Genomic DNA, 20184 nt, shown 5'->3' with positions numbered 1-20184 from the left:
AGGCCCCGCCAGCGGTGTTGCAAGGATTGGACAGGCCTCGCCTGCCACGCTATGAGGCGCATACCGGGTCGGCTCCCCCGTGCAAGTCATTACTCAGGAGAAGTCACTTATGAGCAGGAAACTATTTGGCACCGATGGTGTGCGCGGGCAGGCAAATAGCTGGCCGATGACCGCCGACATGGCGCTGCGCCTCGGCGCGGCGGCGGGGCGTTACTTCCGGCAGGACAAGCAGGAACACCGGGTGGTGATCGGAAAGGATACACGGCTTTCTGGTTACATGCTGGAATATGCGCTCACCGCCGGGTTCACCTCGACGAGGATGAACGTGTTTCTCCTGGGGCCGGTGCCGACCCCGGCCATCGGCTATCTCACCCATAGTCTGCGGGCCGATGTGGGCGTGATGATCTCGGCCAGCCACAATCCTGCCTCCGATAACGGGATCAAGCTGTTTGGTCCGGATGGATACAAGTTGAGCGACGAGGCTGAGGATGCCATCGAGAAACTACTGAACGAGGGCGTGACCGCATCGGCCCCGCAGCATATCGGGCGCGCGCGCCGCGTCGATGACGCACGCGGGCGCTACGTGGAATATGCCAAGACGACCTTTCCCAAGCGTCGCCGACTCGATGGGCTGCGTATCGTGGTTGATTGCGCTCACGGCGCCGCCTACCGCACCGCACCAGAGGTTCTGTGGGAACTTGGCGCCGAAGTCATCCCCATGGGAGTGGAGCCCGACGGCTTCAACATCAACCTCAACTGCGGCTCTACCCGGCCCGAGGCCGCCGCGCGCAAGGTTCTGGAAACACGGGCCGATCTTGGCATCTGTCTTGACGGTGACGCCGACCGCGTGGTGCTGATCGACGAGCAGGGCCGGGTCGCGGATGGCGATCAACTCATGGCCCTGATCGCGACACGGTGGGCGCAAGAGGGGCGGCTTGCGGGCAATGCGCTGGTCGCGACGGTGATGTCCAATCTGGGGTTGGAGCGGCACCTGAACGCTCAGGGGATCGGACTCAAGCGGACCCCGGTCGGCGACCGTCACGTCGTTGAGGCGATGCGCGCTGGCGGGCACAATCTGGGCGGCGAACAGTCGGGCCATATCGTGATGACGGATTACGCCACAACCGGTGACGGGCTGATCGGGGCGCTGCAATTCCTTGCCGCGATGGTCGAAACCGGCCAGCAGGCGAGCGAGCTCGCACAGGTCTTCGCGCCGGTGCCGCAGCAATTGATCAACGTGCGCTTCGCGAAGGGCAAGGCGCCGTTGAAAACCGATCTGGTTCAGACCGCAATGGCCGAAGCCGAAAAGGAACTGGGCCAGAACGGGCGCCTGCTGATCCGCGAATCGGGCACCGAGCCGCTGATCCGCGTGATGGCAGAGGCGCTCGATCCAGGGCTGCTCGACCGGGTGATGGACAAGGTTGTGGGCGCGGTCCGGAAGGAAAGCTGACGCCGCGCGGCGGGTCAACTAGTCGCGCTTGCGCGCGACCTTGCGCTTGGCCTTGGCGGCCTTGTGCTTGGCTGCGGCCTGTTTGCGGCGGGGCGGCTTGCCGCGTCGGCCACGCCCGCCCTTGGGCATCTGCTCGCCTTCGATGCTCACCAGATCGAGCGCGATGCCGCCTGAGACCGGGGCCGCCTCGGCCAGTCGCACGGTCACGCGCTGTCCCAGCCCGATGGTCAGCCCGGTATCCGAGCCCATCAGCGTGCCCGCCTCGCGGTCGAAATGGAAAAACTCGCGCCCGAGGCTGCGCACGGGGATGAGGCCGTCCGCGCCCGTTTCATCCAGCCGCACGAAGACGCCGAACTTGGCCACGCCGCTGATCCGCCCGGTGAAATCCTCGCCCAGACGTTCCGACAGGAAGGCCGCCAGATAGCGGTCATTGGTGTCGCGCTCGGCCATCATCGAGCGGCGCTCGGTCTCGGAGATATGCTGCGCGGTGTTCTCGAGGTGCTCGATCTCCGCCGGGCTCAACCCATCTTTGCCCCAGCCATGCGCGGTGATCAGCGCGCGATGCACGATCAGATCCGCATAGCGCCGAATGGGCGAGGTGAAATGCGCATAGGCCTGCAAGGCAAGGCCGAAATGCCCGAAATTCTGCGGCGCGTAATAGGCCTGCGTCATGGCGCGCAGGGTCGACATGTTGATGACCTCGGAATGGTCGGTGTCCTGGGCTGCGTGCAACAGCGCGTTGAGATGCGCGGTGCGCAAAACCTGCCCCTTGGCCAGCACCAGCCCCGCCGCCTCGGCCACCTCGCGCAGGCTGTCGAGTTTCTCGGGGGCGGGTTCCTCATGCACGCGGAAGAGCAGCGGCGATTTGCGCGCGACCAGCGTCTCGGCGGCAGCCACATTGGCCAGCACCATGCATTCCTCGATCAGTTTATGCGCGTCCAGCCGGTCGGCGAAATTGACCGACAGCACCTTGCCCTCGTCGCTCAGCACCACCTTGCGCTCGGGCAGGTCGAGATCGAGCGGCTGCCGCTTGTGGCGCGCCTGTTGCAGCGCATCATGCGCGGCGTAAAGCGGGCGGATCACCTCGTCCATCAGGGGGCCGCATGTGTCATCCGGCGCGCCATCCATTGCGGTCTGGATCTGCTGATAGCTGAGCGAGGCGGCAGAGCGCATGAGGCCGCGCACGAACCGGTGCCCGACCTTCTCGCCATGGGCGTCGATCTGCATCCGCACCGCCAGACAGGCACGCGGCACGCCCTCGTGCAGCGAGCACAGATCACCCGACAGCCGGTCCGGCAGCATCGGCACCACGCGGTCGGGGAAGTAACTGGAATTACCGCGTTTTCTGGCCTCGGCATCGAGCGAGGAACCGGGACGCACGTGATGCGCCACATCGGCAATCGCGACCCAGATGACATGACCGCCTTCGTTCTTGGGGTCGTCATCGGCATGCGCCCAGACGGCATCGTCGTGGTCGCGCGCGTCCGACGGGTCAATGGTGATGAGTGGCATGTCGCGCAGGTCGTCGCGGTTTGCCAGCCCGGCGGGTTTCATCGCGTCGGCCTCGGCGATCACGTCGTCGGGAAACTCGTCCGGGATGCCGTGCTGATGGATGGCAATGAGCGACACCGCCTTGGGCGCCGAGGGGTCGCCCAGCCGGTCCAGCACCCGGGCGCGGGGCAGGCCGAGGCGGGTCTTGGGGCCGGCCTGTTCGGCCTCTACCAGCTCGCCGTCCTGCGCGCCGCCGGTGGCGTCGCGGGGGACTTGCCATTCCTTGCCGTCGCCCTTGTCGATGGGCACGATCCGGCCGCCCTCTTCGCTCTTGCGGAAAACTCCCAATACTTTCCGGGGGTTGGCCCCGATGCGGCGAATGAGACGGGCCTCGTAATGATGCGCCTCGGCCTTGACCTCTTGCAGGCGCGCGAGGATGCGGTCGCCTTCGCCGAGGGCCGGATCAGAGGCGCGCGGGATCAGCAGCACGACCGGCTCCACCCCCTCGCCCTGCCATTCCAGGGGCTTGGCAAGCAACTCGCCATCCGGGGTCAACGCATTGATTTGCAAAACAGATACCGGCGGCAGGCGGTCAGGGTCGCGGTAGGTTTTCTTGCGCTTTTCAAGATGGCCTTCTTCCTCCAGCTCCTTCAACAGGCGCTTGAGGTCGATCCGCGCAGAGCCCTTTATTCCAAAGGCCTTGGCGATATCGCGTTTCGCGGTGAGGGTCGGGTTATCCGAGATCCATTGCAGGATCTCGGCCTTGCTGGGCATCTGGCTCATGGCTCGGACGTAGCACGATGCAGGCGGCGCGTCATCCGCGAAAACGGCGGCGGTATCGCGTCGGTATTCTGTCGGTATCGCGTCGGTATCACAAACCGCCCATGAAAAAATACTTGGAATTTTCATTTTCCCCGCGCAGGGTGAAAAAGGTTTGAGAATCTTCACCGGAGCGCCCTGCCGATGCTGCAACAGAACCTGAGCGACGCCCGCACGCTGGGGGCTGATCTGCGCGCCTTGCGCAAGGCCCGGGGTCTGACGCTGGCGGCGCTGGCGGGACGGCTGGGGCGTTCGGTCGGCTGGCTGTCTCAGGTCGAGCGTGACCTGTCGGAGCCGTCGATCAGCGACCTGCGGCAGGTGGCCGAGGTGCTGGGTGTGCCGATGTCGCTGCTCTTTGGTCACGCAAGCGCGCCGGTGGGCGAACAGGGCTATGTGGTGCGCGCGGGCGCGCGGCGGCCCATCGGATCGGGCGAGGAAGGGTTGATCGAGGAATTGCTCTCGCCCGATCTGACCGACGAGTTCGAGGTGATCCATTCGACCTTCAAGCCCGGCTCAACGATGCAGCGTTCGGCGCAGCGCCCGACACAGGAGGTGGGCTATATCATCTCGGGGCAGCTCGACCTCCGGATCGGCGAGCGGCGATTCACCCTTGGCCCCGGTGACAGTTTCCGGTTTCGCGGCGAGCCCTATTGCTGGGCCAACCCTTATGATGACCCTTGCGTTGCGATCTGGGTGATCGCCCCGCCGGTCTATTGAGGGGGCGGCGATGAGCTATCAAGCCTGGACCGTCTTTGCGCTCTTCTGGGTTGTGTTCGTAACCACGCCCGGCCCCAATCACGTCAACTGCATCACCAACGGGATGAATGTGGGCTTTCGCCGGGGTCTGTGGGGCGTGGCGGCAATTCTGACGCAGGCGACGCTGTTCCTGACGCTGTCGGCGGCGGGGATCACCGCGCTGATTGCCGCCTCGCCGATGGCCTTCGAGGCGGCGAAGCTGCTGGGCGCGGGGGTTCTGATCTGGCTGGGCGTGCGCGGCTGGATGCGGGCCACGCGGCCGATCCGAACCCAAGAGCAAACCGGCGGGTCTGTCTTCTGGCGGGCCTTCATGGTGGCCACGATCAACCCCAAGAGCGTGGCGGGCTATCTCGCGGCGTTCAGCCAATTCGTGCAGCCGGATGTGCCGATCTGGGAGCAGATGTGGGTGATCTTTCCCACTGCGCTGACCATCACGGCGCTCAGCTATACCGGCTTTACCGCGCTGGGCGCGGGGCTGGGGCGGGCGGCACTCGGGGCGGTGGTCAATGTCTGGCTGCGGCGCGCAATGGCGGCCGCCTTCGTGATCTATGGCGTGGCATTGGGCAGCGCCGCAACACCGGGGAGGGTGTGATGCTGACAGGATCGTGTCTGTGCGGCGATGTGACATTCACCGTGGGCGCGGCCCCGCAAGGGCCGAGCGTGTGCCATTGCGGGCAGTGCCGCAAACAGTCCGGCCATCTCTGGGCGTCGGCCTATGTGGCGCGGTCGGATTTGAGTATTTCCGGCAAGGTGAACTGGTATGCCGCGAGCGAGACGGCGAAACGCGGGTTCTGCCCGCGCTGCGGGTCGTTCCTGTTCTGGGCGGCGGATGCCGAGGACACGATGAGCTTTGCGCTCGGGGCGCTTGATGAGCCGACCGGGCTGCGGCTGGAGAAGCACATCTTCGTCGCCGACAAGGGCGACTATTACGACATCGCGTGCGGTGTGCCGCAGAAAGAGTAAGGGAGGGGAGACATGGCTGAGATACCAGGCACCGCGCGGGCGGTGATCATCGGCGGCGGTGCGGTCGGGGCGTCGTGCCTCTATCATCTGGCCAAGGCGGGCTGGACGGACTCTGCACTGCTGGAGCGCAATGAGTTGACCGCAGGCAGCACATGGCACGCGGCGGGCAATGTGCCGACGTTTTCCACAAGCTGGTCGGTGATGAACATGCAGCGCTACTCCACCGAGCTTTATGCGCGGCTGGGGGCCGAGGTCGATTATCCGATGAACTATCATCAGACCGGCTCCATCCGTCTGGCGCATAGCCGCGCGCGGATGCAGGAATTCGAGCGCGCCAAGGGGATGGGGCGGCATCAGGGGATGGATCTGGAAATCCTCGGGGTGGACGAGATCAAGGCGCGCTATCCGTTCATCGAGACGCATGATCTGAAGGGCGCGCTTTATGATCCGAACGACGGCGATATTGATCCCGCGCAGTTGACGCAGGCGCTGGCCAAGGGGGCGCGCGAGATGGGGGCCCGCGTGCTCCGCTTTTGCCCCGCGACTGGCGTGCGGCGTGAGAACGGCGAATGGATTGTCGAGACCGAGAAGGGCGAGATCCGCTGCGAGATCGTGGTGAACGCGGCGGGCTATTACGCGCAGCGGGTCGGCGAGTGGTTCAAGCCCTATGGCGGGCGCACCGTGCCGATGATGGTGATGAGCCATCAATATCTTTTGTCCGAGGAAATCCCCGAGATCGAGGCCTGGTCGAAGGAGCAGGGGCGCAAGCTGCCGCTGTTGCGCGATGTCGATGTGTCCTATTACCTGCGACAGGAAAAGCACGGCTTCAACCTCGGCCCCTACGAGCCGCGCTGCCGGGCGCATTGGGTGGACCCATCGGACCCGATGCCCGACGATTTCAGCTTTCAGCTCTGGCAGGAGGATATCGACCGGATCGAGGAGATCGTGACCGACGCGATGGCGCGGGTGCCTTTGCTGGGCACGTCCGGGATCAGCAAGATCATCAACGGGCCGATTCCCTATGCGCCGGACGGGATGCCGCTGCTTGGGCCGATGCCGGGGGTGCCGAATGCCTTTGAGGCCTGTGTCTTTACGTTTGGCATCGCGCAGGGCGGAGGCGCGGGCAAGGTGCTGGCGGAATGGGTGACCGAGGGCGCGACGGAGTGGGACATGTGGTCGTGTGACCCGCGCCGCTACACCGATTACACCGATCCCGACTATTGCGTGGCGAAGGGGATGGAGGTTTATGGCCACGAATACGGGATGCATTTCCCCTGGCATCGCTGGCCGGCGGCCCCCGATCGCCGCGTCTCGGCGCTGCATGACCGGCTTAAGTCGGCGGGGGCGCAGATGGGGGCCTATAACGGTTGGGAGCGGGCGAACTGGTTTGCGAAGCCGGGGGATGATACCTCCGAGGAGGCGACGCAGACATGGGACCGCGCGGGGCCTTGGGAGGCGCGCATCCGGGAGGAGGCGCTCGCGGTGCGCGATCATGCAGGCGTCATCGCGATTTCCGGCTTTACACGGATTGCGGTCGAGGGGCCGGGGGCGCGGGACCATGTGGACGGGCTTACCGCGTCGCGCCTGCCGGAGCCGGGGCGGATCGGGCTGGCGTATTTCGGCGATGACCGGGGGCGCATCCTGACCGAGATGTCGGTGATCCCGCGCTCGGAGGACGAGATCTGGCTGATCACCGCCGGGGCGGCGCAATGGCACGACCGCGACGTGCTGGCGCGCGGCCTGCCCGAGGGGGTGACGCTGACCGACCGGAGCGACAGGTATGACTGCCTGCTGGTGACCGGGCCTGCCGCGCGCGACATTCTCGGGCCGCTGACCGATGCGGACCTGTCGCTGCCCTGGCTGAGCGTGCAGGATACGACGGTCTGCGGTGTTGGCTGCGTGCTGATCCGGGTGTCCTTTGCCGGGGAACTGGGCTGGGAAATCCATTGCCCGGCGGCGGAGGTGCCGGTGATCTGGGACGCGGTGACGGACGCGGGGGCCAAGCCCTTCGGCATGTGGGCGCTGAATTCCCTGCGTATCGAGAAAGGCTATCGCGCGTGGAAGGGCGATCTGTCGACCGATTACTCGCTGCTGGAGGGTGGGCTGGAGCGGTTTGTCAAGCTCGACAAGCCGCAGGCGTTTCCGGGCAAAGCGGCGCTTCTGGCCGAGAAACAGCGGGGGGTGGCGAAGCGGTTCGCGCCGCTGATCGTCGAGGCGGGGGCGGCGGATGCGCCCTACATGTCGACGCTCTGGCACGGGGGCGAGATCGTGGGCGAGACCACGTCGGGTACTTGGGGCTACCGCGTGGGGGCCTCGGTGGCGCTCGCCATGCTGCGCGCCGATCTGGCGGTGCCGGGCACGAAGCTGGAGGTTGAGATCTACGGCGAGCGGTTCCCGGCCACGGTGCAGCCCGACGCGCCGGTTTGGGATCCGCAGAACGAAAGGCTCAAGGCGTGAGCCTGCCCGCCACCATGCGCGGCGTCCACCTCACCCGCCATGGCGGGCCGGAGGCGCTGGTCTGGCGCGAGGATATCCCGGTGCCGCGCCCCGGTGCGGGCGAGGTGCTGGTGCGGGTACTGGCGGCGGGGGTCAACAACACCGATATCAACACCCGCGAGGGCTGGTATGCGGCGGAGGTGACGGGGGCCACGGGCGACACGGGTGAGGGCGTCGCGGCGGGCGGCTGGTCGGGGGCGCTACGATTCCCGCTCATTCAGGGCGGCGATCTCTGCGGTGAGGTGGTGGCGCAGGGCGCGGGCGTCACTGCCCCGACGGTTGGCGCGCGCATCACCTGCCCGATCAATATTCCGCGCCCGACGGACGACAACCCGGTGGGGTTCATCGCGCTCGGCTCTGAGATCGACGGGGCCTTTGCCGAGTATTGCCTGATGCGGGCGGGCGACCTTTACGATGTGACCGACGCGCCGCTCTCGGATGTGGAAATCGCCGCCGTGCCCTGCGGTTTCGGCACCGCGATGGGGCTTTTGGATCGGGCGGGTGTCACGGCGGGACAGGAGGTGCTCATTACCGGGGCCTCGGGGAATGTCGGCCTTGCGGCGGTGCAACTGGCCTCAAGCATGGGCGCGCGGGTGACGGGTATCGCCGCGCCGTCGAAGGCCGCAACCGTCATGGAAGAGGGCGCGGCGGAGGTCATCGCGCGTGACACCCCCCTGCCCCAAGACCACTATCACGCGGTGATCGACCTCGTGGGCGGGCCGGGTGTGGCCGCGCTCATCGACGCGCTGCGCCCCGGCGGGCATTACGCCGTGGCGGGGGCCATCGCCGGGCCGATGATCGAGGCCGATCTGCGCCGCATCTACCTGCGCGACATCACGCTCCACGGCTGCACCTATCAGCCGCCGCGCGTCTTTGCCCGGCTGATGGACATGGTCCGCGCCGGAGAGGTACGGCCCCGGATCAGCGCCACCTATCCCCTGCGCGACATCGCCCGCGCGCAGGCGGATTTTCAGACCAAGAACCACACCGGAAAGCTCATACTCTTGCCACCGGAGGTAACTGCATGACAGACATCACGTTGCTCGACGGCTCCATCGGACAGGAACTCGTGAAACGCTCCGGCGACCGGGCGACGCCGCTCTGGTCCACGCAGGTGATGATCGACCACCCGGAGATCGTGCGGCAGGTGCATGACGCCTATTTCGCCGCCGGGGCGACGGTGGCCACCACCAATACCTACGCGGTGCTGCGCGACCGGCTGGTGCGGGTCGGGCTGCAGGATGCGGTGGACCGCCTCGCTGATGTGGCCGTCAGCGCCGCCATCGCCGCCCGTGACGGGCATGGCGCGGGGCGCGTGGCGGGCGCGGTGGGGCCGTTGGTGCAATCCTACCGCCCCGATCTCTGCCCCCCGGCGAAGGAGGCGGCGGCGATCTATGCAGAGCCGGTGGCCGCCATCGCGCCGCGCGTCGATCTGTTGCTGTTCGAGACCATGTGTTCGGTCGATCAGTCGCGCGGCGCGTGTCTGGCGGCGCGGGCGGCGGGCGTACCGCTCTGGCTGGCGGTCTCGGTGATGGACAAGGACGGCACGCGGCTGCGCTCGGGCGAGCCGCTCTCGGCCCTCGCGCCGCTTCTGGCCGAGATGCCGCCCGCCGCGCTCCTGCTCAACTGCTCGCCGCCCGAGGCGATCACGCAGGGCTTGCCGCATATCGCCGCGTTCGGCCTGCCCTTCGGCGCCTATGCCAACGGCTTCACCCGGATCAGCGAGGGGTTTCTGGGCAGCGCCCCCACCGTCGATGCGCTCGAACAGCGGACCGATCTCTCCCCCGCCGCCTATGCCACGACCGTCATGGGCTGGATCGACGCGGGCGCGACCATCGTCGGCGGCTGCTGCGAGATCGGCCCCGATCACATCGCGGAACTGGCCCGGCGTATCCGCGCGGCAGGGCACGAGATTGTCTGAGCCGCTGTTTCTTCTTGGCAAAAATACCCAATGCGCAACGCTTACAAGAGGCGAGACATGACCGATCTTCCAAACCGGGCCCGCGTGGTCATCATCGGCGGCGGCGTCGTGGGCTGCTCTGTCGCCTATCACCTGACCAAGCTGGGCTGGACCGACGTGGTGCTGCTGGAGCGCAAGGCGCTGACCTCGGGCACCACGTGGCACGCCGCGGGCCTCATCGGGCAGTTGCGCGCCAGTGCCAACATGACCCGGCTCGCGCGCTACTCAGCCGAGCTTTATACCGGGCTCGAGGCCGAGACCGGCATCGCCACGGGGTTCCGGCAGGTGGGCTCGATCTCGGCGGCGCTGACGGCGGAGCGGCTGGAGGAGCTCAAGCGCAGCGCGGCGATGGCGCGGGCCTTTGGCGTGCCGGTGGAGGAGTTGAGCCCCGCCGAGATCGGGGACCGCTATCCGCATCTCAACATCGAGGGCGTAACGGGGGGCGTGTGGCTGCCCACTGACGGACAGGCCGACCCGGCCAATATCGCGCTGGCATTGGCCAAGGGCGCGCGCAGCCGGGGCGCGCGGGTGGCCGAACGGGTGAAGGTCACCGGAATCGCGCGGACGGGCCGTCGCGTCACGGGCGCGGACTGGCAGGGCGAGGATGGCAGCGCGGGCCATATCGCCTGCGAGCATGTAGTGAATTGCGCGGGCATGTGGGGGCATGAGGTGGGCCGCATGGCGGGCACCAACGTGCCGCTGCATGCCTGCGAGCATTTCTATATCGTGTCGGAGCCGATTGCCGGGCTGTCGCAGCTACCCGTGCTGCGGGTGCCGGACGAATGCGCCTATTACAAGGAGGATGCCGGGAAAATGATGCTGGGCGCGTTCGAGCCGAACGCCAAGCCCTGGGGCATGGCGGGCATTCCCGAGAGTTTCGAATTCGATCAGCTTCCGGAGGATTTCGACCATTTCGAGCCGATCCTCGAGGCCGCCGTCAACCGCATGCCGATGCTGGCCGAGGCGGGGATTCACACGTTCTTTAACGGTCCCGAAAGCTTTACCCCCGATGATGCCTATCATCTGGGGCTGTGTCCCGAGATGGACAATGTCTGGGTGGCGGCTGGGTTCAACTCGATCGGCATTCAATCGGCGGGCGGCGCGGGGCATGCGCTGTCGCAATGGATGGAGGATGGCGAGAAGCCCTTTGACCTGGGCGATGTGGATATTTCACGGATGCAGCCGCTTCAGGGCAACCGGCAGTATCTGTTCGAGCGCTCGAAGGAAACGCTCGGCCTGCTCTATGCCGATCACTACCCCTACCGGCAGAAGGCCACGGCGCGGGGCGTCCGGCGCACGCCGTTTCATGCGCAACTGCTGGAGCGTGGGGCTGTGATGGGCGAGACAGCGGGCTGGGAGCGCGCCAATTGGTATGCGCGCGAGGGGCAAGAGCGCGCGTATCGCTATGGCTGGGGACGGCAGAACTGGTTCGACAATGCCGCCGCCGAGCATCGGGCGATCCGCGAGGGCGTGGGCCTTTACGACATGTCGAGTTTCGGCAAGCTGCGGGTCGACGGGCCGGACGCTGAGGCGTTTCTCAACCATGTCTGCGGGGCGGATATTGCGGTGCCGGTGGGCCGGATCGTCTATACGCAGTTCCTCAATGCGCGCGGCGGCATCGAGGCGGATGTGACGGTGACGCGGTTGTCGGAGACCGCCTATCTGGTGGTCACCCCCGCTGCGACGCGGCTGGCGGATGAAACCTGGCTGCGGCGGCATCTGGACGGCCGGATGGTGGTGATCACCGATGTGACGGCTGGTGAGGGCGTGCTGGCAGTGATGGGGCCGAAGGCGCGCGACCTGATGCGCGCGGTGTCGCCGGATGATCTGTCGAACGAGGCGCATCCGTTCGGATGGGCGCGGCAGATCGAGATCGGCATGGGGCTGGCGCGGGCGCATCGTGTGTCTTACGTGGGAGAACTCGGCTGGGAGATCTACGTGAGCGCCGACATGGCCGGGCATGTCTTCGAGGTGCTGGCCGAGGCAGGCGCCGATCACGGGCTGACGCTGTGTGGGCTGAACGCGATGGATAGCTGCCGGATCGAGAAGGCGTTTCGCCATTTCGGCCATGACATCACCTGCGAGGATCACGTGCTGGAGGCGGGGCTGGGATTCGCGGTCAAGACCGACAAGCCCGAGTTCATCGGACGCGACGCGGTCCTGAGGAGGCGCGGGGCGGGTCTCACGCGCCGCCTGCTGCAATTCCGCCTGACCGATCCGGAGCCGATGCTCTATCACAACGAGCCGTTGCTGCGGGATGGCGAGATCGTGGGCTACTTGAGTTCGGGGGCCTATGGCCATCACCTGGGGGCCGCCATCGGCATGGGATACGTGCCGTGCAAGGGTGAGAGCGCGGATGAGGTGCTGGCCTCGGGCTACGAGATCGACGTGGCGGGCAGCCGGGTGCGGGCCGAGGCGAGCCTGCGGCCCATGTATGACCCGAAATCCGAGCGGATGCGCGGCTGAGACTGCGCCGCGCGCAGGCACACATCGCGCGGATGACGGGGAGATCCTCCGGTCAAGCCGGAGGATGACGGGGTTTGGCGCGGCTGAGGTCGCGTGTGCCTTGCGGTTGGTCGCATTGATCCCGGCACGGCTTGCGCTTATAGGCGAACACGACACACGCCATTGATCCGAAGGAAACGCCCATGTCAAACGCAGCCCTTGAAACCGCCATCGAAGCCGCCTGGGAGGCGCGCGACACCATCACGCCCAAGACCGGCGGCGAAACCCGCGAGGCCATCGAGGCGACGCTGAACGCGCTGGATAGCGGCACGCTGCGCGTGGCCGAGCGGCAGGAGAACGGCGACTGGCATGTCAACCAATGGGCCAAGAAGGCGGTGCTTCTGGGCTTTCGCATCAAGGATATGGAAATCCATCCCGGTGGACCGCAGGCGGGCGGCTGGTGGGACAAGGTCGACAGCAAGTTCAACGGCTGGGGAGAAGCCGAATGGCGCAGCGCAGGCTTTCGCGCCGTCCCGAATTGCGTGGTACGCAAATCCGCCTATATCGCGCCCGGCGTGGTGCTGATGCCGTCATTCGTCAACCTCGGCGCCTATGTGGACGAGGGCACGATGGTCGATACCTGGGCCACCGTGGGCAGCTGCGCGCAGATCGGCAAGGGCGTGCACCTGTCAGGCGGCGTCGGCATCGGCGGCGTGCTGGAACCGATGCAGGCAGGCCCGACGATCATCGAGGACAACTGCTTTATCGGGGCGCGCTCGGAGGTGGTCGAGGGCTGCATCGTGCGCGAGGGCTCGGTTCTGGGCATGGGGGTCTACATCGGCAAATCGACCAAGATCGTCGACCGCGAGACCGGTGAGGTCTTCATCGGCGAGGTGCCGCCCTATTCGGTGGTGGTGTCGGGCTCGATGCCGACCAAGAACAACCTCAACCTCTATTGCGCGGTGATCGTCAAGCGCGTGGACGCGCAGACCCGCTCGAAGACCGCGATCAACGAGTTGCTGCGCGACTGATCCGGGCGGCGGCATTGTGGCGAGGAGAGCGTTTCGTTTGGTGCGGGGCGATTTTGGTCTGTTGCTGCCGTTGGACTGAGCCGCGCATCGTCGTGCCGCGGTGTGGCGATCCAACGTCCTTTTTGTAGCGCTTTATCTCAGCCAAGCCCGAAAAACATCAGAGCGAAGAGCAGGTTGCAGCCAAATCGCCGCGCCGGGGGGCGGCACGGCGATGCGCGGCGGCCTTACGGCCGCGTTTCGCGCAGGGACATAACGGCCAAGGTCCGCAACAGGCCAATCGCTGCCTCGCGGCGCGACTGCTCCAGCCGTTCAGCCCTTTCGCGGCTTCTCGGCCACGGCACCCCCTGCGGCCTTCCAGCCCGAGAACCCGTCGCTCACATGGCTCACACCCGCCAGCCCCATCTCCTGCGCCGTGCGTGCCGCGAGCGCCGATCGCCAGCCCGACGCGCAATAGAACACGAACCGCCCTCCGCTCTGGAATTGCGGCTTGGCATAGGGGCTTTCGGGGTCGATCCAGAATTCGAGCATCCCGCGCGGACAGTGGAAGGCCCCGGGGATCATGCCTTCGCGCTCCAACTCGCGCGGATCTCGAAGATCGACGAAGGTCACGCCTTCGGTACCGTGCAGGTCCAGTAGCTGCGCCGCGGGCGCATGCGCCACAACTGCATTCGCCTCGGCCACCATGTCCTTGATCCGTTTCATCCGCACGTCCTCCTGTCACGATCCAGCCGAAGCTAACGCCACCCGGCCTCAATGGAAACCCGGTCAGCTTGACTTCGCAGGCGGCTTAGCGCAGGGCTGCGCGGCAACGGAGGGCCGGAGATGAGCGAGACCGAAAAGAAACCGAATCGCCAGCAAGTCTATACCCTGCTGGTCGAGATTGGCCGCAAGGCCGGGGACGGCCTGCCTGCCAAGGCGACCGGGGCCGCGCTCATGGTCTTTGCCTCGGGTGTGGACGAGGCCGAGGCGGTGCGCGAGACGGTGGCGATCCTCAAACAGGCCGATACCGCGCCGCTCGACGTGTCGGGCTATGGCACATTGGCAGAGCGCGAGGCCGAGGGCCACGAGATATCAGACGAGGAACGCGCCCTGATGCTGCGTGCCCTCGACGAGAATGCGGTGATCGTTGCGCAGATGACACCGTTTTTCGACTAGCGGACCGGGCGGGGCACGGAGCTTGCAGTAGGGCTCCGCGCCGCGCATATTCCGAAGCCGTCCCGCGTGCCGGGTACGCGTTGCACAGCGAAAGATCAGCAAAGGCCAGACTGGCGGAGAGACGCAATGCTTGACGACGTAGCAGAGGCGCGCAAGGGCTCGGAAAAGGCGATCATCCGCGCGCGTATTTCCTTTGCCTTCGTACTTTTCGGGCTGATCTTTACCAGTGCCTGGCTCGCCCTCACGGCGGTCAGTGGGGAATTGCCGGTCTTTCTGATCGGCGCGCTTGCGTTTTCGGGGTTTGTCGCGGCACGTCTGCTGGCCTCGCATCTGCCGCTTGCCTGGGGCAACACCCTCTGGCTCGGCTCGACGAATCTGGCGATCTTCCTCGGGGCCTGCGTGGTGCACCCGGCGGGCGGTGTGGCGACGATCCTCATTCCCATGGCCGGCTTTCCCTTTGCGGTGTTTTCGCTGCACCGCGAGCGCGGGCATATCACGGCGATGATCGCGGTGCCGGTGCTGCTTTGGGTGACGTGGTTCGTGCTGCACGGGTCGCTGTCGCCGCTGATCGGAGCGGATATGGCGAGCCGGTTCTATGCCCCGATGTCGGGGGTAACGGCATTCAGCATCATCATCTTTCAGGTGTTCTATTTCGCATTTGTTTCAAAGACCTACGAGGCCGAGTTGGAAGAGGCCAAACGTCAGGCCGACCAGACGAGCCGCGCCAAGACCGTGCTCTTGTCGGGCATCAGCCACGAAATGCGCACCCCCCTCAGCGCCGTGATCGGGCTGGCGGACCTGATCGAGGAGGACGCGGCCAAGCGCGAGGACCGTCAGCAGGCGCTTTATGCCGCGCGCATCATGGAGGCCGGCAAGACGCTACTGTCGACCATCGAGAACACGGTGCAATTCGCCGATCTGGCCGCACGCCGCGCGCCTGTCACGCTGCGCGCCGTGCGCGTCGCGACCGTGATCGAAGATGTACGTGACCAGTATCGCGCGAAGGTCCGGGAGAACGCGATTCAGTTGTCACAGGCGGACAGCCCGCTGGAGGTTTGGGCGGACCGGACCATGCTGACAGATATCCTGTCGCATCTGGTGGAGAACGCGCTGCGCTACAGCGGGCCGGAGGGCACCGTCAGCATCGGCATCACCCCGGCACGGGACGGTCAGGTGAGGGTGACGGTCGCCGATGACGGGCCCGGGTTTCACACCGACGACCCCGAACAGGCCTTTGCCCCGTTCGAGCGGCTGGATCAGGCGACCGGCACGACCTTTGGCGCAGGCATGGGATTGGCGATCGCCCGCCTGAGCGCCGAGGCCATGCAGGGCCGCGTCGGCATTGACCGGACCGTGTCGCAAGGCGCGCTTGTCTGGGTCGAATTGCCCCGCGCGCAGCCTGCCCGCGCCTGAGAGTGGCCCCGGATCAGGCCGCGCGGTTCATCGCGAGGGTGATCGCCTCATAGGGTTTCAGCACCGGCCAGAGCGGCTTGGGATGTTCGGGCAGGCGCGCGCGATCACACCCCGACAGCACGCTCAGCCCGACCAGATCGGGCTTGCGGCGCAACCGTCCGACATAAAGGCTCTCGGTCTGCGTTCCGGCGGCATCGAGTTCCTCGTGCCCGGGCAACAGCAGGTTGTGATAGCTTACCAACGTCGGGGTCTCGGCAAAAAGCGCCGAGAACCCGTTGACCAGATGTCGGGCGGGCACCAGCACCGCCTCGGAGTTGAAGAGATATTCCACCTCGGAGCCGCGGATCACCAGCCGCTGATGCGGCGCCACCACGATATCGCGGCGCAGGCCGAAATAGGGCGCGCGCAACCGCACGGGGCGGAAGCTGCCGAATGCGGGCACCCGGCGATGCAGGCTTTGCAGCACCGGCACGGGTGCGCCTTCGGTGGTCAACACCTTGTCGGCGCGCTTCAACCGTCCCACCGCCACATAGCCGCCGGGCGTGAGCACCGGAACCGACGCGCTCAGCCCCGGCATCGGGCCGACCGGCTCGATCCGCGACGAGAGCGCCGCAAAGATCACGTCCCGGTCCATATGACGCTGACGCGGATCGGTGAAGACCGTGCGCATGTCCGACAGCGGGATCGGATGCGGCGGCGGAAGCGCGATCGAGGCCACGCCGAACACCTCTGGTCGCTCGACCGAGAGCCGCCCCCACCGCGCGGGCGCGTCCCAGCTATAGGTGATGCGCAGGCTGTCGGTGCGATCATCGAGCCGGTAGGGCAGCGTGGCGTGGCGCACGTCGCCCGCCTGCGTCTCAATCAGGCTGATTCCGCCCGACGGCAGCGCCTGCAGCGAGATCCCGCCATGCCACGGATGGCTGCGGCTGAACGACAAAAGCGTCTGCGGGCGCGGCTCCATCGCCGGGCGTGTCTCGATCATCAGGGTGCCGCGGGCCATCAGATCGCTGGCATCCGGGATCACCTCGCGGCCCGATTGCGGCTGCCCGAGGCCCTGCGGCATGAAATGCCCGCCGTCGTGATCGGTGACCGCGATCCAGCCCATCTCAGGCCGCGCGCGCGTGGGTCATCAGGAGCCGCGCCTCGTATCGCTTGAGCGTGCGCCGCGCAGCGGCACTGTAGCCCGCGCCTGTTTCCGGGTCGATTTCGGGAAAGAGCGCGCAGATCTCCTCGACGATCTCGGCCTCGAAGCTGCGGGCGGTTTGCGGCCCGGGCAGGAAGCTTTCGGTCGGCAAGCCTTCGGAGAAGACCACCTGATGCCGGTCAAAAAGGATATGCACATATTCCACCTCGCCACCCTCGATCCGCCGCACCGAGCGGTCATTGACCAGATCGCGCGCCGCGACCAGCACCTCGCGCTCGCCAAAGAGCAACTCTGCCAGACTGTCGCGGATCAGCACCCGGTGCAGCGGTGACAGAAGCAATTCGCGATGCGCGCCAAAGGTTTCGGCGGCAATGCGAATGGGCGCAAAGTCGCCCGCCGCCATCACGCGGCGCCGCCCGATCCAGCGCAAGGGCTGCGCACCGTCATCCTGTGTCAGTACCAGATCGCCCGGCTGCAACGTCTCGACCGGCACCTCGCCTTCGGGCGTGCGAATGAGCGTTCCGGCCACGAAGCAGGGCACTGAATCGACGGTGACAAAGCCCACATCGGTCTGCCCGGTGCTGCTCTCGACCTCGTAGGTAAAGTTGAAAAGTTCGGTATCGCCATCGCCGATCACCTCGACCGTGCCATCGGCGTTGAGCTGGATCTGCTGTCCTGAATTGAGCGTGACGATATCGCCCGCCGACACCGACTGCCCGTTCAAATGGGTGATCGTCAGCGTTCCGGCAGTGTTGTTGATGTCATTGGCCAGAAGATCGAGCGTGCGCGAGCCATCGGGAAACAGCGTGGTCGTGTCATCGCCCGCGACCAGCGTGGTCTGCACGCTGTCCGCCGCGATCATCACGGTGGAATCGTAGTTGCTGTCGGTCACGTCGGCGATGCCGATCCGGATCGAATTCACCTCGTCCGCATTCACCGGCATGGTCAGCGTCAGTGTCGCAGTGAAGCCGTCCATCTCGGTGTTGAACTGGTCAGCCGTGTTGTCGATGAAGAGGTTGCCGTTCGACCCGGCATTGAGGTTGTTGGGGTCGATATCGCCATCGCCGATGCTGAGCGGCACGAGATTGCCGTTGACCCAGACGCCAAAGAAATCCTGGAACGCGCCGGTGGCGAATTCGGGATATTCCTCGGAGGCGAAGACGAATTGCATCGTCATCACGTCGCCGGTCGGGATGAAATCGACATCGAGATAAGAGGCGTCGAAAGTCCGGGACCCTGCCGCATTGTCAAAATCGTTGACCCCATTGGGTCCGCTCGACGACGTCGTCGTGCTGGCGCTCTGGTTCGACTGGAAGAAATTGTTATTGGTAAAACCGCGCAGATCACCGGTCGAGAACATCACGCCCGTGTCGCCCGGGGTCACCCCCGGCGAGATGCTGTCGCCATTGGTGTAGATGCCGGAACTGTCGCGGTCGCCCGTATAGGAGGCCCCGATCACCGTGACGCCGTCGCCAAATATCGTCTGCGCCATTTCCGTCGCAGACGCACCGCGGTCGATCGGTATCTCTACGCCTGAAACCATATCCTGCCCCACCTCTTTGAAAGGCAGCGCAAACGCAGCATTACACGGCCCGAACTGGGCCATCCGATCCTGAATGACGGGGACGCGCGCCCTTGCCTGCTGACACGCGGCCTGCCCGGATGTCGGGGCCATTGTCCTTGAGGATCTATGTCCTTTTGCGGAACTGGCGGCCCGTAAGTCTGTCTTGCCCTGCCTCGGGTTTTTATTGACTGTCTTTAGATACCAAAAACTTGCATCAGTGTTAAGGTTTATTCGCGTGACGCAGAGTCAGCCTTGCAAACCGGCCACGGGGTCCGGGTTTGCGCTTGGGCGCGATCCGCGCTAACCGGTCGGGGATATCGATCTCAGAGGACCCCTGCATATGCCACATAGCCCGCTCGATCCCGCGCAACTGACTGCCGATCTGATCAAATGCCCGTCGGTCACCCCCGAAGAGGGCGGCGCGCTGCACCTGCTCGAAGAGGTGCTGAGCGGCGCGGGCTTTGCCTGCACCCGCGTGGATCGTGGCGGGGTCAGCAACCTCTTTGCGCGGTGGGGCGACAAGGGGGCAGCGCGCAGCTTCGGCTTCAACGGTCATACCGACGTGGTGCCGGTGGGGGATGAGGCGGCATGGACCGTGCCGCCCTTCGGCGCGGTCGAGAAAGACGGCGTGCTATACGGGCGCGGGGCCACGGACATGAAATCCGGTGTCGCGGCCTTTGTCGCGGCGGCGGTGGATTTCGTGGCAGAAACCCCGCCCGAGGGCGCGCTGATCCTCGCCATCACCGGCGATGAGGAAGGCGACGCGGTGGACGGCACCACCGCCCTGCTCGACTGGATGGACGCGCAGGGCGAGCGCATGAGCGCCTGTCTTGTGGGGGAGCCCACCTGCCCCGAGCGCATGGGCGACATGATCAAGATCGGGCGGCGTGGCTCGCTGTCGGCATGGATCACGGTCACCGGGGTTCAGGGCCATTCCGCCTATCCGCACCGCGCCTGCAACCCGCTGCCCGCCATGGCGCGGCTGATGGACCGGCTGTCTTCGCACCCCCTCGATGAGGGCACCGAGCATTTCGATGCCTCGACGCTGGCCGTGGTCACCATCGACACCGGCAACCCGGCCACCAACGTGATCCCCGCCGAGTGCCGCGCCACGGTCAATATCCGCTTCAACGACGCCCATGACAGCGCCAGCCTCATCCAATGGATGCAAGGCGAGATCGACCGGGTGGCGGAGGAATTCGGCGTCACGGGCGCGATGCGGGTGAAGGTCTCGGGCGAGTCGTTCCTGACCCCGCCCGGCCCGCTCTCGGATCTGGTGGCGGGCGCGGTTAAGGCCGAAACCGGCGTGATGCCGGTGCTCTCGACCACGGGGGGCACGTCGGATGCGCGCTTTGTCAAGGATCACTGCCCGGTGGTGGAATTCGGCCTTGTCGGCCAGACCATGCATCAGGTGGACGAGCGGGTGGAATTGGCGCAGATTCACCAGCTCAAGGGGATCTATAGCCGTATCCTGCGCGACTATTTCGCCTGATGCAC

At 66.0% G+C, this 20184-nt stretch carries 16 protein-coding genes; 12 read left to right on the top strand and 4 right to left on the bottom strand.

All coding sequences use genetic code 11. The annotated features are described in order from the left end of the window. The first annotated feature begins 109 nt into the window (after positions 1-109). Positions 110-1450, top strand: coding sequence for a phosphoglucosamine mutase (glmM, locus tag RID11_RS04040; protein WP_350136148.1), 1341 nt, complete (start codon positions 110-112; stop codon positions 1448-1450). Between the two features lie 18 nt (positions 1451-1468). On the opposite strand, the gene rnr is transcribed toward glmM, so the two are convergent. Beyond that, complete coding sequence (rnr, locus tag RID11_RS04035) at positions 1469-3724, bottom strand: ribonuclease R (protein WP_350136147.1); 2256 nt, start codon at positions 3722-3724, stop codon at positions 1469-1471. Positions 3725-3904: 180 nt separating this feature from the next. Here rnr and RID11_RS04030 point away from each other — a divergent pair, with 180 nt between their 5' ends. From RID11_RS04030 to dapD, 8 genes are all read left to right on the top strand, one after another. Further along, complete coding sequence (locus RID11_RS04030; protein ID WP_350136146.1) at positions 3905-4477, top strand: helix-turn-helix domain-containing protein; 573 nt, start codon at positions 3905-3907, stop codon at positions 4475-4477. A gap of 10 nt (positions 4478-4487) precedes the next feature. After that, complete coding sequence (locus RID11_RS04025) at positions 4488-5108, top strand: LysE family translocator (RefSeq protein ID WP_350136145.1); 621 nt, start codon at positions 4488-4490, stop codon at positions 5106-5108. Further along, positions 5108-5479 (top strand): GFA family protein, encoded by a 372-nt coding sequence (locus RID11_RS04020; protein WP_350136144.1) that lies wholly within the window; start codon positions 5108-5110, stop codon positions 5477-5479. Before RID11_RS04025 ends, RID11_RS04020 begins: the two co-directional genes overlap by 1 nt. A 12-nt stretch (positions 5480-5491) precedes the next feature. Continuing rightward, positions 5492-7936 (top strand): GcvT family protein, encoded by a 2445-nt coding sequence (locus tag RID11_RS04015; protein ID WP_350136143.1) that lies wholly within the window; start codon positions 5492-5494, stop codon positions 7934-7936. Between the two features lie 2 nt (positions 7937-7938). Next, entirely contained in the window at positions 7939-9003 is a 1065-nt protein-coding gene (locus RID11_RS04010; protein ID WP_350136174.1) for a zinc-binding dehydrogenase, read from the top strand. Next, entirely contained in the window at positions 9000-9896 is an 897-nt protein-coding gene (locus RID11_RS04005) for a homocysteine S-methyltransferase family protein (RefSeq protein ID WP_350136142.1), read from the top strand. Before RID11_RS04010 ends, RID11_RS04005 begins: the two co-directional genes overlap by 4 nt. Before the next feature lie 57 nt (positions 9897-9953). Further along, positions 9954-12401, top strand: a complete 2448-nt coding sequence (locus RID11_RS04000; protein ID WP_350136141.1) for a GcvT family protein — start codon at positions 9954-9956, stop codon at positions 12399-12401. Positions 12402-12583: 182 nt separating this feature from the next. Then, entirely contained in the window at positions 12584-13411 is an 828-nt protein-coding gene (gene dapD / locus RID11_RS03995; RefSeq protein ID WP_350136140.1) for a 2,3,4,5-tetrahydropyridine-2,6-dicarboxylate N-succinyltransferase, read from the top strand. Positions 13412-13720: 309 nt separating this feature from the next. Here the strand turns inward: dapD and RID11_RS03990 are convergent, their stop codons facing one another. Further along, the gene (locus tag RID11_RS03990; RefSeq protein WP_350136139.1) at positions 13721-14113 is read right to left on the bottom strand and encodes a rhodanese-like domain-containing protein; all 393 of its coding nucleotides are present in this window, start codon (positions 14111-14113) and stop codon (positions 13721-13723) included. A gap of 120 nt (positions 14114-14233) precedes the next feature. Between RID11_RS03990 and RID11_RS03985 the strand changes: the two genes are divergently transcribed. Together RID11_RS03985 and RID11_RS03980 are read left to right on the top strand one after the other, a co-directional pair. Beyond that, entirely contained in the window at positions 14234-14566 is a 333-nt protein-coding gene (locus RID11_RS03985; RefSeq protein WP_350136138.1) for a DUF8846 family protein, read from the top strand. Positions 14567-14692: 126 nt separating this feature from the next. Next, positions 14693-15979: a sensor histidine kinase gene (locus tag RID11_RS03980; RefSeq protein WP_350136137.1), complete on the top strand. Its 1287-nt coding sequence runs from the start codon at positions 14693-14695 to the stop codon at positions 15977-15979. A 13-nt stretch (positions 15980-15992) separates the two neighbouring features. Here RID11_RS03980 and RID11_RS03975 read toward each other — a convergent pair whose 3' ends face one another. Further along, the gene (locus tag RID11_RS03975) at positions 15993-17084 is read right to left on the bottom strand and encodes a Hint domain-containing protein (RefSeq protein WP_350136136.1); all 1092 of its coding nucleotides are present in this window, start codon (positions 17082-17084) and stop codon (positions 15993-15995) included. A 1-nt stretch (position 17085) separates the two neighbouring features. Continuing rightward, entirely contained in the window at positions 17086-18666 is a 1581-nt protein-coding gene (locus RID11_RS03970; protein WP_350136135.1) for a Hint domain-containing protein, read from the bottom strand. 361 nt (positions 18667-19027) lie between these two features. Here RID11_RS03970 and dapE point away from each other — a divergent pair, with 361 nt between their 5' ends. Further along, positions 19028-20179 carry a succinyl-diaminopimelate desuccinylase gene (gene dapE, locus RID11_RS03965; RefSeq protein WP_350136134.1) on the top strand — a complete coding sequence of 384 codons (1152 nt, stop codon included), beginning with the start codon at positions 19028-19030 and terminating at the stop codon, positions 20177-20179. Positions 20180-20184 lie beyond the last annotated feature (5 nt).

This window comes from Roseovarius sp. (assembly GCF_040219995.1).
Taxonomy (GTDB): Bacteria; Pseudomonadota; Alphaproteobacteria; order Rhodobacterales; family Rhodobacteraceae; genus Roseovarius.
Note: the sequence above shows the minus strand (reverse complement) of the source record. Positions and strands in the feature narration are given on the sequence as shown.